We start from the raw sequence: 13,883 nt of genomic DNA on the forward strand, positions 1-13,883 counted from the left end.
TTATAGACTCACTATACAACCGGGGGTGAAAGCGCTCAATCAGGCATTTTTAAGGATAAAGCAGGGCATTTTTAAGTAAAAAAAATGCCACCCAGCAACAGGGCGGCAGCGAACTAGGCGTTAGGCAGGTTTTTGCGGTAGTCTCTGGGCTTGCATCCGGTCAGCTTTTCGAACATGCGGGCAAAGTGCTGCCCGTCGGAATAGCCCACCAATTGGCAGATTTCATATACCTTCAAATCCGTTTTCTCCAGCAGCTCTTGGGCTTTGTTGATACGGATCCGGGTCAGGTAATTGACGTACGTTTCCCCTGTCTTCTGCTTGAAGAACTGGCTCAGGTAATAGGGACTGATAAAAAACCGCGCCGACAGCTCAGCCAGAGTAATCTGCTCGTTGTAGTGGGCGTTCACATACTCCTTTACCTCCGCGATGATGTCTTTTTTCTTGGGTACGTGATGCTCCTCTTTGAACTGAAGAATCCTCCGGATCGCTTGAATCATCCAGTCCTCCAACTGAGCCAGCGTTTGGAACCGGGACATCTCATCGAGGGATAACAGATGCCGGCCCAAGAAATCATTCTGCTGCAGCTGCTGGAAGGACATCTTGCGCACGCTGGATAACAGGATGTTCAAGCAATGGCGCTGCAGGTCGCCCAGACTCATATCGGGTTCTGATCCCAGCCTTCCGAAAATCTCCCGGATCGTGGCGCTGCACGCCTGCCCGTCCATATTGTCCAGCGCCGCTTCCAGGCGGCTGATCAGCTCTTCCGAAACCGGCTGGCTCTTGCTTGACGGCTGGCTGATCTCCGGATAGGCGATGATGGTGTTGGTTCCTTTGACCACTTGATAGCTGAGCGCATAACGGGCTTCCTCAAACGATCTGCTGATGCCCGCCGCCTCTCTCTGGATCGTCCCGACCCCCACTGTCATGGTCCGCTCCAGCTGCCGATAGACATTCTCTTTAAGCTTGTGAACGGAGCGGATCAGCTCCGCGTAGCCGATCGGCGTGCCGCTCGTCACCACCACCGCAATCTGCGTGCCCGAGTACCGGAACCGGTAGACCTCGCGGTAATCCCCGAGCGTCCCGTCCACCTGGGCATAGAGCTGCTCCAGACTGTCTTCCTTTATTGCGCCGCCGCTATTGCTGAACTCCAGGATCATACTCAGCAGCCACGTATTCTCCGTCCGGATCTGTGCCGTGCCCAGCAATTCCTGCATCAGCTCTGCATTCGTGCTGTCCAGATCAAGCACTTCCCGCAGCGCCCGCTCCTGGATGCGGTTGTGATATTTCTGCTGCAGATCTTCAACCTCCCGCTGCTTCTCCTTTTCTTCCCGGATCACCTTCATTGCCTGCTGAACCGCAGTCTGGAGCTCCTCTTCTTCGACCGGCTTATTGATGTACGACAGCGCGCCCAGATTGAGTCCTCTGCGCGCATATTCGAACTCGGCAAAGCCGCTTAAGAGGATGAACTTCGCCGGGCAGCACTGCTCCTTCAAGCCTTTGATCATATCGAGACCGTCGGACTGCGGCATCCGGATATCCGTAATGACGAGCTCGGGCTTCACCCTCCGGATGACACTTGCCCCTTCCACTCCGTTATAGGCGACGCCTGCCACCGTACATTCCGGGAGGTAGCGGTTGATGATATATTTCAGCCCCTCGACAATGCCTTTCTCGTCATCCACTAACACGATTTTCATGCGCGATCACCTCTGATTCCTTCGTTATTCGCGGTTTTCACCTGGGGGATAAGCAGCTCGACGGTGGTACCTTGTCCCAATGAACCTTCTACCCTCAGACCGTACCGGTCGCCATAATGAAGCTTGATGCGCTCCGCGATATTTTTGAGTCCGATGCCGTGATTGTCCGCCTTATCGGGTTGCTCCAGCTTGTATTTGTCGGTCTCTGCATGCTCCAGCAGTGCTTTCAGCTCCTCCTGTTTCTGAAGCGACAAGCCCGTCCCGTCATCGCTGATCCGGATGAGGATGTCGCCCTCCGCCGTCCACAGTCCCTCGATCCCAATCGTTAGCGGAGTGTCATAATCCTTGAAGCCGTGATGCATGCTGTTCTCCACGATGGGCTGAAACACGAGCGGGATGATCCCGCAATGCAGGATCTCCTCAGGTATGCTGACACGCAGCTTGAACATCTGCTCATACCGGATATTTTGCAGCTTCAAGTAGTTGGTCGTGTAGTCCAGCTCATGGCGGATCGAATGATTCCGGCCTTCCTTGTTCAAAGCGAGCCGGAACATGCGCGATAGAATCTTGATCATGTCCGCAGACTCCTGATCGCCTTTCACCATCGTTTTCATCCGGATGGACTCCAGAGTATTGTATAACATGTGCGGATTGATCTGATTTTGCAGAGCGACGATTTTGGCCTGTCTTTGCTTGATATCCGCAATATACACATCGTTTATCAGGTTGCGGATGGTCACGATCATTTTGTTGTAGCTGTTGACCAGGCTGCCGATTTCATCGTTCGCCTGCTTTTTCTCGATCGGCAGATACTGTCCCGCCTCCGCCTGCTTCATACTCCGCCGGAGCGCCTGGATCGGCTTCGTGATCGTAAAGCTGAGCGCAAATGAAATCAACGTAACGATCAGACAGCTCAGCACAATGATTGTGGTCGTTACTCCCTGGATCTGATTGATTTTGTACAACAGCATGGAGCGGGGGATCTCGGTTCTGACGTGCAATGTCCCCGGGTTCGTGCTGCCGGTTAACACGATATTGTCCTGATTATCTCCGCCGTTGACATATCCTGCTTCAGACTCCAGCACTTCCTGCCAGGATAACCGACCGCTGGCCGCATCCGAATGATAGACGAGCTCTTGCCGGGTATTGCTGATCGTGACGCTGATCCCATACTTGTCCCGTGCCAGCACGAATTCATGATCCAGACGCAGCAAGGAGAACGGATCCAGATCGAGGAGCAGGATGCCGGCGTAAGCCCCGTCATAGGTGTATAGGACCCTGCCCACTGTAATCATGGCTCCTGCCCCTCTGTCTTCGTAATAAGAGCGATCATGCAGTCCTGTAATAAAAAACGTGTCCCCCGATCCGCGTATGTGCTGGAACCACTCCCGGGACAGCAAGGCTTGCTCATTGACGCGGGCGGTCGTGGTCGAATATTGGTAGACCTGGTTATCGCGGTTGACCAGCATTGCAGTGCTAATCTCGGATTTCAGCATGGCTACCCGCATCAACAGCCGTTGGACGGCAACCTGCTGGACGATCTGCTCGTCTACCGACATCTCCTCTTGCCCGCCGCTTCGGTTGAGAAGATCGCTGTCGACCAGGATCGATTTGGTCACTGTGTCATACTCTTGGATAAATTCATTAAGTGTCGTTTTGAGCTGAGACGTATACAGCGACGCAAACTCCTGCGACGACTCCTCCAAGCCTTCTGCGGATTTGTGGAAGATGACTGCGCTTACAATCAACAGAGGGATCACGCAGGCCAGCACATATCCAATGAGTAGTTTGTACTGAAAGCGCATATTTTTGAATACTTGCAGCGCCCTTTGCATCACAGACATCCCCCGTAGACAAGATAATAGCGTCGTTAATCTTACATCACCCTAACGATTTCGGACCTACCTTAAATGAAAAAAGGCAACCACACCATCAGGTTGCCCTTATCATATCAAGCTCCGGTGATTTGCGATAGTCATCTCACCCTGACTCAAACCGGAAGAATCCGGTAAAGCCCCTAATAAGCCGTCCAGCCCGCATCGGCCGTTACGGTTGTGCCGTTGACAAAGCTGGCATCGTCGGAGGCCAAAAATAACGCCACCCTCGCGATATCTTCGGGATGGCCCAAGCCGGGATTGATGCCCATACCGATCTGCGCCCGTTCGGCGCCGAACGGGCTCGGGGCATTGATGGTCGTGGCGATGTTCGTCGCCACCGCGCCCGGTGCGACGGCGTTGCAGCGAATCCCGTGAGTCGCGTATTGGAACCCGACGTTCTTGGTGAAGCCAATGACCGCGTGCTTGGAAGCTGTGTAGGCCGCGCCAGCCCGCGAACCGTGCAGGCCCCCGGCAGAAGCGATGTTGACGATCACGCCTTGTTTTTTCTCGATAAATAAGGGCAGCACTTTCCGCGTGAGCCGCATCGGTCCTGTCGTGTTCACTGCAAACACCTTCTCCCACAGCTCGTCCGTCACTTCTCCGGCAGGCATGAAGTTGTCCATAATCCCCGCATTATTGACAAGGATATCGACCGTACCGAATTCCTTCATGGCCGTGTCGATCAATACCTGTACATCCTCTTCAACCGTCACGTTAGTTACTACGGATATGGCCGTTCCGCCGCCTGTCTTAATGTCGCTTACCACTGCAGCGGCACTCTCGCCGTTGAGATCGGATACGACCACTTTGGCTCCTTCGGCAGCGAACAACTCGGCGATTGCCTTTCCCATTCCCGATGCGGCGCCGGTGACGACCGCTACTTTTCCACTCAGTTTCATAGACATTCCCTCCATTTTCACAATTCAAGATCTTTTCAATTTCTGATACTGGATCCCATTGTAAACTATGCGACTAAGAGCTTCTAACGTTTTGACGACTAGCCTTGGACAGTATGACGACTCTCTTGTCAAAATTCCTTGACAAGACAAATAGGTAACTCTACAATTATTAAAACATACACCTGTATCTTTTACAATAAGGAGGAAATCTTGTGACGGATTTTTCTAGCGTAAAAGGCAAAATCGCTATCATAACAGGGGCAGCAGACGGTCTCGGCAAAGCGATCGCCCAATGCTATGCCGACAACGGCATGAAAGTCGTGGTATCGGATATCGACACGAAAAAGGGAACACAATTCGTTAATGAAATCCGCTCCGCCGGTGGAGAAGCGTCCTTCATCCAGGCAGATGTCAGCAACGAAGAAGACGCGAAGCAACTGGTCGCTGATACGGTCGAAGCCTATGGTCGCCTGGACGGCTTCGTCAATAACGCGGGTATCGCCGCCGGCAACAGACCTGTGCATGAGTATGCCACAGCTGAGTTCGACCGCCTGATGGCGATTGACTTACGCGGCGTCTTCCTGGGCATGAAGTATGCCGTCGAGGCGATTCTGAAGACCAAGTCACCCGGCGGGTTCATCGTCAACATCGCTTCGCTGGCTGGTATCCTGGGCAACAGTTCCATGGGCCTCTATGTGTCGGCGAAGCATGGCGTGGTAGGGCTGACCAAGAGCGCTGCCCTAGATTATGCGCCACATAACATTACCGTCAACGCCATTTGTCCTGGGACCTTCCGCACGTCGATTTGGGGAGATACGCCTGAGGAAGTCGTCAGTGAATACGCCAAGCTCTTCTCCCCAAGCGGACGCTTGGGCGACCCGCGAGAGATCGGCCACCTGGCTCTCTTCTTGGCCTCTGATCTGGCGCGTTATATTAGCGGATCTGCGATTTCGATCGATGCAGGCTCCAGTGCAGGCAAGATCACGCCCGTGCAATGGGAACACCCAGAGATCCTCAACTAGGCCCACTCCTCCGATAATAACTTCCCTGCGGAAGTTATTTTTCGTTGTATGCTATAATGCGGTGGAGGAGTTGAACGAGATGATCACGACCAAGGATGAGATGTGCGAAACCGCGATTCAAATGTTCAGAGCGCAGGGCTATGAAAACGTCAGTATTAACATGATCTGTCACCGGCTGCAGGTGACGCGCGGCTCGTTTTATCATCATTTCCAGAGCAAAAACGACCTGCTCTTACACTGGTTCTCCTCCCAAGTGAAGCAGCAGATTCAGTTGGAGACGGATTGGGACCAGCCCAAGCAAAGCTTGAAAACACATGCCCTGGACTATGCCCATATCATCGAGCACGTCGGGCATGATTTTATGTATCACATTTTGTTGGCCGAGTTTGAGCTGCACGGCCAGCATTTCCATACTTATCTGGAAGCCGCCGGACAGTCCATCGCTCTTATCGAGGAAGCCATGGCCAGCGGGGACATACATGCTGCGCAGCCTCCGGAGGAGTTGTTGGCTGCCTTCACGGCCGGGGTGATCGGCGTCATAGTGCTGTGGAAGCTCGAGAGCGGCACATTTGATATCGTTAAGAAGATCGAGTCGATCTTTGAGGTTTCCTATCGGTAATTCTACAGCGCGAAAAGAACATACCATTCCCCGAATAAGCGAATGGTATGCCCCTGTTTTACCCTTCAGTCTTGTTCTTGCCGATGGTGTTCAACTCCGAATCGATGAGCGACAACAGCTCCTTCGGAATGTTAAAAGCCGAGATCTTGGACATCTTCTCGATCGACATGACACCTTTCATAGCTGCAAACCTGGGGTGCTCTGCCGCCTCCCCAAAATACTTTTTGAACACCGCTTTGGCCTGCTCGTTCTCATAGAGCGCCTCGATCGTGTCCAGCGTGGAATAGTAACCCTCCCGTATCGCAACCTCTGGCACGGATGTCAGATCATATTTCTCAAACCAGTTCATTACATGTTTTTTCTCTTGATTCGTCTGATAGCGATAAGAATGATCCTGCTCCGGCCCGTAATAGAGCGTCATTTCATCCTCGCTGACCTGCCCCTGCTCATCCACCCCCTCTACCCTAATTCGGTTTGCTCCCAGAGCGAGCGTGACGCCGGGAAGGATGACGACCCGATCTTCCGCCGTGATCTCCGTATATAGCGACTGGTCTTTGTAGACCTTGAGATGCGGCAGGTTTGTCAGGATCAGGATATCGTTGGCAGGCTGATGCCGGTGCCGGAACCGGCGGCCGGCCAGGTGGACGAAGGCATCCTTGGACCAATATGCCTTATACAGGTAGTAAGCATCCTTTTTCCGCTTCCGGTCAATGGTGACAAGCCCTTTCAGATTTTTCCCTTTGTCTCCGCCTTCATTTCTCAGCGCGCTGCCAAAATCAAACATGTTCCATACATAACCTCCAGGCACAAAGTCTCTATCCTGGATCGTACGGATAACATTGTGATGGTAGATGAGCTGGTACTCCTCCGTATAATCTTTGACTTGCGGCGCATACGCATGGTAGCCGGGGTTCGTATCGACCCCGTACTCCGTAAGCAACACCGGGACGTCCGGGTTGGCATCACGAAACGCGTCCAGGCGTCTGCCCAGATCGTCCATCTCCCCGTAGTACCAGCCATAATAAAGATTGTAGCCCCTTAGATCGGCCAGCTGGTGAATCGGACTGTCGTCTTCCACGGAGTAGATATTCGCTTGCGCGGTCAGGCGCTGCGGATCGAGTCTTTTGGCCAAGGCGTTAATCTCGCGGATGGTCTGGTACGTCTGCTCATTTTCGACGGCAATTGTAATCTCGTTTTGTACGCCCCAACAGTAGATGGAGCAGTGGTTGTAAGCTTGCTTGATCAGCCTCTCCAGCTGCTCCAGCGCATTGTCATTGCTCTTAGTGGAGGGGACGCTGATAAATGGAATCTCGGCCCATACCAGCATGCCGGAACGGTCGCACAGCGTGTAGAAATAATCATCGTGCTGGTAATGGGCAAGCCGGATGCTATTGGCCCCCATCTCCCTTATTAGACGCATGTCTTCTTCCATATGCATCCGTGTAAGGGCATTGCCAATATCGGCGTAATCCTGATGCCGGCTCACGCCCCGCAGCGGGATGGGCTTCCCGTTCAGCAGCACGCCTCGATCCGGCGTCACCTCCACTGTCCGGAAGCCTACCTCGATCTCCCGGACATCCACCCGCTTCCCTCCGATGTCCAATGCGATAGTAGCGGTGTAGAGATACGGCTGGTACCCCGTCCCATAACACCGGGTTTTCGATGTCCATATGGAATTCAAAATCCGTCGCACGTTCGATGCGGACCGGCACACTCGTCTCCAGCGCCAGCTGTCCGTCCCGGTCCCGCAGCTGTACCTGGATCTGCCCCTCTGCCTGTCCCTCCGACTCATTGGCAATCCTCCCCCGGATGCCGAGCCGGAAGGTGTCTTCTGCGGTCTTCACCGGCGTCAAGTAGATTCCGTCGCGGCTGAGGTCCGTGACATCGAAATGAATGGGCTCCATGACCAGCAGCCTGACTTCTCTATATAAGCCGCCATAAAAAGTGAAATCCGCCATCAGGGGAAAGACGTCATCGTGATAGCTGTTATCCACCTCGATGGCGATGAGATTGTCGCCGGCCTTCAGGAACGGCTGCAGCGCCACCCGGAACATCGCATAGCCGCAGCGGCTCGTGCCCGCCAGATGGCCATTGATATATACCGTACCAATATTGCCTGCTGCGCCGATCTCCAGATACCACCGTTGCTGCAACTCGGCCTCGGAGAGTTCGAGCTTCTTTTGATACCAGCACCTGCCTCGGTAATATTCGCTACCCTCTCCCTGCCCGTCTCTCCCATTCCAGGAATGAGGCAGATCCACTGCCTCTCCCTCCGCGATGTAGCTGGTAGCAACACGGTCATTATCGTTTTGAATGAACATCCAGTCCTTGTTGAATGTTATTGTTTTCATACTCCTCCCCCTATCCTTTTACTGCACCGAACATAATGCCTTTGATAAAAAACTTCTGAAAGAACGGGTAGGCCAGCAGGATCGGCAGCGACCCCAGCACCGCAATCGCCATCTTCGCCGTATCCGTGGGCATCTGAGCCATCGCTTCGCCGCTATTTGCCGTCATATTGGATTGGATAAATTGAATGTCCTGCATAATCCGCTGCAGCAGGTTCTGGATGCTAAACAGCTCCGGATTGGTAATATAGATCATCCCCGTCTGCCAGTCGTTCCAATAAAAGATAGATGTAAACAAGCCGATAACGGCCAGGATCGGCGTAGAGGTCGGAATGATAATGCTCCATAGAATCCGGTATTCCCCCGCTCCGTCCAGCTGTGCTGACTCGATCAGATCCTTGGACATCGAGCCCTGCAGGAAGATCCGCATCATCATGATGTAGTAGCCGTTGGTGAGAACCCCGGCGACGATCAATACCCAGATGGTGTTCTTCAGATTGAGCATCTGGGCGTACACCAGATATGAGGGAATCAGCCCGCCGTGGAACAGCATCGAGAAGAACACGATGAACAGGATCAGCCCCCGGTGCGGCGTCTCCGGCCGAGACAGCGGATAAGCCATGAGTAAAGTAATGCAAATCCCCACCGACGTCCCTACCACCGTGACAAAGATCGAGACGCCATACGCCCGGAGGATGTCCGATCCCCTATTGAACAGATATTCATAGGCTGCCGTACTGAATACCTTGGGAATGAGCGAATAGCCATGTGCCACGAGTGAAGCCTGGTCCGTCAAGGAAGCCGAGATCAGCAGGAGGAACGGGATGATGCAGATGATACTAAACAGGAGTAACACGGAATGACTAAACCAGGTGATGATGCGATTCTCGTTTTTCAAGTCTTCTCCTCCTAGAATAATGCGTTATCTTTATTTTTGCGGCGAACGAGGTAGTTGACCGTGATGACCAGGAGAAAGCCAACTACTGACTGATACAGCCCAGCTGCTGCGGACATTCCCATATTGCCGCTCCCCATCAGGCCGTTGAACACGTACGTATCGATCGTTGCCGTCGTCTCGAACAGCGCTCCAGAGTTGAGTGTGACCTGATAGAACAACCCGAAGTCGGAATAGAACACTCTGCCGAGCTGAAGCAGCGCCATCATAAGGATGACAGGGGTTACGATAGGGAGCGTAATGTGGAAGATCTGCTGCAGCCGCGTAGCACCGTCGATGCGTGCGGCTTCGTAGTAATCCTCGTTGATCCCGAGTAAGGCGGCAAAATAAACAATACTGCCATACCCGACCCCTTTCCATTGATCGACGAACGTCAGGATGTACGGCCAAAATTTCGCTTCGGCGTACCACATGATGCCATCCTCCATGCCGAGCATCGGCAGGATCGTCCGGTTGATCAGACCGTTCTCGACACTCAGAAAACCGAAGACCAGATAGCTGATGATGACCCACGAGATCAGATGCGGCATCGAAATAATCGCCTGATAGGTTCGGAGGAAAACCTTTTGCTTGATCTCGTTAAGCAGAATCGCGACAGTCAGCGACAGGGTAATCCCTAGGACAAGAAACAGCAGATTATACAGAATGGTGTTGCGGGTGATGATGTAGGCATCGGACGTCCTGAACAGATATTCAAAGTTCCTGAAGCCCACCCAGTCGCTGCCGAGTATGCCCTTGGTGAAATTGATCTCCTTGAAAGCGATGACGATCCCGAACATGGGAAGATAGTTGTTGATGAGGAGATACAATAACCCCGGTATCATCATAATCAGGAGCGGCGAGTACCTGCGATAGTTATATTTCTTCTTCTTCGTCTGAGGCAAGGCCTCCGGAGCAGTCGGTATCGTCCGACTCATGCCCAATCACATCCTTGTCTTTTGTCTATTCGGTATAGACCTATCATAAGAAATTTGCATGTCCCGAACTAACGTTGAGCCGACTTCTTAACTAACACTTTCACGACTATCAACGATCTCACATCCTCATTTTAATGCGCAAAAAAGCCGGCTCCTAGGGTTCCGGCGTCGATTCATTTTATCTCTGGTTTCCGTATTGATTGCGATATTCTGTCGGTCCCAGCCCGGCGTGCTTCTTGAATATTTTTGCAAAATGCGAGAAGTTGGTATGCCCTACAGCGGAGGCGACCGAGCTGATCGGGATCCCGGTCTGCGACAGCAGCTCTTTAGCGATCCTTATCCTCTCGAGCAGCACATAATCGGATATGGAATAGCCTGTCTCCTTCTTGAAGATGCGGGACAAGTAATCGGGATTGAGGAAGACATGGCTGGCAATCAAATCACGCGACAGGTCTTGATCGATATGCTTGCTGATGTAGCGACGGACCGTCTGAACGACGCTCTCTGTCGCTTCAACTGCTTTCGTCTGGTGGACAGCTTTGTCAAGGGCGTGGCGCACCCAGGCTAACAGCTCTGCCACAGAGCGCCCTGCTGTCTCTGACAGATTGCGTGATGTCTCGTCCCCATACAACTGGTGGGCCTGAATACCGTTCGTATGCAAAAACGAATAAAGCGCCTGGACACAATCCTGGTAGAACTGGTGCAGCACATTGGCGTCTACCGCCTGATCCTTTACTAATCGCTCGAGTGATTGCTCCACTTCCCGGATGGCTTCGTCTTTGGTTCCCGACTTAAGTAAAGACAGCCATGTATTCCAATCCGGAAGCCCCTGAACCTGGCTTGCCTCCGTCTTCTCGGCAGAAGAAAAAACTTTGGGATAGAAGGCTACATTGTCCCGATCCCGATCCCTTAAACCCGCTACCGCGCCTGCTATGGCCTGAGTCTCTGATGGACTGCCCAGATAACAGCACACATGACAGTACAACAGGCTTTGACATACCTCCAAATAACGGTTGCAATTTGCCATCAGCCACTCCCGGATATCATCGTCCCAAACGTCGGCGGCAAAGATGCCCAGCATGGTTCCGCGGTCCACAAAAAAGAAGACGCCATTCATTTGATTGCCCGCGATAAGCTCTTCAGCCGTATTTTTCAATGCATACTCCATAATTTTCTCATCCCGCCTGCTGAGCGGCTTATCCCATTGTTTCACCGAGATCAGCAGCGGGATGAACACGGCGTCCTCCATAATCGGCAACTGGTGATCCTCGGCATGCTTGCGGATCGCCTCTGGATGACTAGGTATCGTGTGGCTGATCAGATCGTTCCAGAACCGTTCGATGACGAGCGAGCGGTGCTTCATCCATAACTGATGGGATCGTTGGTTACGGCTCATCTCACTGTTATGTTCCAGCATGCCCTGGGCTCTCAGCAGCACCTGCTCCAGTTCGTCAGCCAGCACCGGCTTGAGCAGGTAATCCAGACTGCCCAGTTGGATGGCTTCTTTGGCATACTTGAAATCGGCATGGCTGGTGAGAAAGATCGTGATCAGATGAGGATGATATGCCTTGACCCAGGAGAGCAGCTCCAAACCGCTGCCCTGCGGCATTTCGATATCGCATAACATAATATCTACCGGCTTGCTTTCGATTACGGCTTTGGCCTGCTTCATATTATGAGCGGTGTATAGCCCTGCAATCCCCAGCCTCGCCATATCCAGATCGCTCTTCACGCCTTCAATCGCATGCACCTCGTCATCGACAAGCAGCAAATGATACGTCATCTTCTTCCCTCCATGACGGCATAAGTCGGCACAACAACTTCCACAACAGCTCCGCCGGTATCGCGATCATTCTCATACTGGATGCTTGCCTCTTCTCCATACAACAGCTTGAGACGACGCTGCACATTCCAGATTCCGGTATGCTCACCTTGCTCATTCTCCAGGCTCCGGCCGGCCTTCAGCTCGCGCAGCACGTGTTCGTCGAAGCCTTCGCCAGTGTCGGTAATCCTGATCCCTATCGTCACCCCGTCCTCATCTGCAAAAGCGACCTTTACAGTGATCTCGATCGGCTCCTCCAACGTGACTGCATGCTTGATTGAGTTCTCTACAAACGATTGGATAATGAGAGGAGGAACCGGGACATCCATGAAGTAAGCCGGAGCATCCACGTTCCACAGCAACTTATCCGGAAATCTCAAAGCCTGAATCCGCAGATAATTACGGGTATGCTGCAACTCATCCCCCAGCTTGACGAAGGACGTATTGCTGCGGAACAAGAACCGGAAGTATTGAATCAGCGCCATCGTCATTTCCAAGATCAGTGTATGATTTTTGACCTTCGCCAGATTATATACGATATTCAGGGCATTTAGGAAAAAGTGAGGGTTAACCTGCAGCTGCAGCCTCTGAAGCTCCTCCCGCTGTTTGTTCAGCTGTTCTTCAAACACATTGACCCGCAGCGTCTGGATCTCGATCATCATCGAATTGAAGGAATAGCCCAGGATTTTAAACTCCTCTGCATTCTTGTCGGTATCGACCCTCACGCTCCAGTCCCCGCTGCGCACTCTGCTCATCGCGTGAAGAATCCGCTTGAGCGGCACAAAGAAAGTCCGTCGGATCAAGTAGAGGCCGATCGGGATAAACAGGAACGACCCCAGCGTTATAAACCAGATGAGTTGCTGAAGATAGGGAAGATTGGCCAGGATCTCACGATCCGGGATAAGCGTCACCAGGCTAAAGCTGCCTCTGTACGATTCTTTGTCTACGACAAGGTACTGCTGGTCCGAACCGGACAATTGATACCCCTGCTGGACCTGATTAAGCGATAGCCCAATCGTATGCGCCGAGAGATGGCCTGTGATTGGCTCACCGGATGCATCGGCTACCAGCATGACTCCCCCTTCGCCGACATCAAGATCCTTAAGCGGTTCCAGCAGCGTATCCGTTCGAATCCAGCCACCGAGATAGACACGGCCGGATTGGATAATGTTGACTAGATAATTCACTTCTCCAATCCGGGTCGGATGCCACCTTTTGGTTCGCAGCCCTTGGGGGATATTACCCGTCTTTATCATCTCTGTGATATAGGCCTGCACCCGTTCCTTCTCCTCGAAGGACACGCCTGTGGCATACACATCCATATAATCCTGTCTATCCTTCGCATAGACAAAAAAAGAATCCAATGTATTAAACAGCGATATATCATTGGACATTCTATTGAACAAGTATGCCTTTGAAATGTAGTATTGATCATCGGTTTCGGCGCGTTTAAGTGCTATCAAATCATAGCCGCTGCCGGCTATTGTATTCAAGTAGGCGTCAACGTCATTCAGGTTGGAATCAATCTGTCCCATGTACAGCCGCAAGGTGTTTTTGTACGATTCGGCTACCTGGGTGCGGACCACATCAATGGCATAGAAATTATTGTAAAGCAGCATAACAATCAGCGGAATCGTCATCATCAGCACGATCAGCGGAATTTGAACGCCTAGCGACCGATAAGTAAGCCCTTTCATACCAAGCTTGTTCATACGTCTCAAACCCCT

Annotated in this window: 11 protein-coding genes; 2 read left to right on the top strand and 9 right to left on the bottom strand. The window is 52.5% G+C overall.

Going from position 1 to position 13,883, the window contains the following annotated elements; genetic code table 11:
* Positions 1-113 precede the first annotated feature (113 nt).
* From ABC336_RS10565 to ABC336_RS10575, 3 genes are all read right to left on the bottom strand, one after another.
* The gene (locus ABC336_RS10565) at positions 114-1,697 is read right to left on the bottom strand and encodes a helix-turn-helix domain-containing protein (protein ID WP_413238633.1); all 1,584 of its coding nucleotides are present in this window, start codon (positions 1,695-1,697) and stop codon (positions 114-116) included.
* Positions 1,694-3,532 (bottom strand): sensor histidine kinase, encoded by a 1,839-nt coding sequence (locus ABC336_RS10570; RefSeq protein WP_413238634.1) that lies wholly within the window; start codon positions 3,530-3,532, stop codon positions 1,694-1,696. Before ABC336_RS10570 ends, ABC336_RS10565 begins: the two co-directional genes overlap by 4 nt.
* A 182-nt stretch (positions 3,533-3,714) precedes the next feature.
* Entirely contained in the window at positions 3,715-4,473 is a 759-nt protein-coding gene (locus ABC336_RS10575) for an SDR family oxidoreductase (RefSeq protein ID WP_413238635.1), read from the bottom strand.
* Positions 4,474-4,685: 212 nt separating this feature from the next.
* Between ABC336_RS10575 and ABC336_RS10580 the strand changes: the two genes are divergently transcribed.
* Positions 4,686-5,495, top strand: coding sequence for an SDR family NAD(P)-dependent oxidoreductase (locus ABC336_RS10580; RefSeq protein WP_413238636.1), 810 nt, complete (start codon positions 4,686-4,688; stop codon positions 5,493-5,495).
* A gap of 79 nt (positions 5,496-5,574) precedes the next feature.
* A complete protein-coding gene (locus ABC336_RS10585) occupies positions 5,575-6,114 on the top strand; it encodes a TetR/AcrR family transcriptional regulator (protein ID WP_413238637.1) in 540 nt (179 codons plus the stop codon).
* A 58-nt stretch (positions 6,115-6,172) separates the two neighbouring features.
* Here the strand turns inward: ABC336_RS10585 and ABC336_RS10590 are convergent, their stop codons facing one another.
* The 6 genes from ABC336_RS10590 to ABC336_RS10615 all read right to left on the bottom strand — a co-directional run bounded on the left by ABC336_RS10590 (position 6,173) and on the right by ABC336_RS10615 (position 13,868).
* On the bottom strand, positions 6,173-7,600 hold the full coding sequence (locus tag ABC336_RS10590; RefSeq protein WP_413242484.1) for a glycoside hydrolase family 2 TIM barrel-domain containing protein: 1,428 nt from the start codon (positions 7,598-7,600) through the stop codon (positions 6,173-6,175).
* Positions 7,503-8,465 carry a sugar-binding domain-containing protein gene (locus ABC336_RS10595; RefSeq protein WP_413238638.1) on the bottom strand — a complete coding sequence of 321 codons (963 nt, stop codon included), beginning with the start codon at positions 8,463-8,465 and terminating at the stop codon, positions 7,503-7,505. The genes ABC336_RS10590 and ABC336_RS10595 overlap by 98 nt, the downstream gene beginning before the upstream one ends.
* A 10-nt stretch (positions 8,466-8,475) precedes the next feature.
* The gene (locus ABC336_RS10600; RefSeq protein WP_413238639.1) at positions 8,476-9,360 is read right to left on the bottom strand and encodes a carbohydrate ABC transporter permease; all 885 of its coding nucleotides are present in this window, start codon (positions 9,358-9,360) and stop codon (positions 8,476-8,478) included.
* A gap of 11 nt (positions 9,361-9,371) precedes the next feature.
* A complete protein-coding gene (locus tag ABC336_RS10605; RefSeq protein ID WP_413238640.1) occupies positions 9,372-10,334 on the bottom strand; it encodes an ABC transporter permease in 963 nt (320 codons plus the stop codon).
* A gap of 178 nt (positions 10,335-10,512) precedes the next feature.
* On the bottom strand, positions 10,513-12,117 hold the full coding sequence (locus ABC336_RS10610; RefSeq protein WP_413238641.1) for a response regulator: 1,605 nt from the start codon (positions 12,115-12,117) through the stop codon (positions 10,513-10,515).
* Positions 12,114-13,868 carry a cache domain-containing sensor histidine kinase gene (locus ABC336_RS10615; protein ID WP_413238642.1) on the bottom strand — a complete coding sequence of 585 codons (1,755 nt, stop codon included), beginning with the start codon at positions 13,866-13,868 and terminating at the stop codon, positions 12,114-12,116. Before ABC336_RS10615 ends, ABC336_RS10610 begins: the two co-directional genes overlap by 4 nt.
* Positions 13,869-13,883 lie beyond the last annotated feature (15 nt).

This window comes from Paenibacillus jepli (assembly GCF_047238105.1).
GTDB lineage: Bacteria > Bacillota > Bacilli > Paenibacillales > Paenibacillaceae > Paenibacillus_D.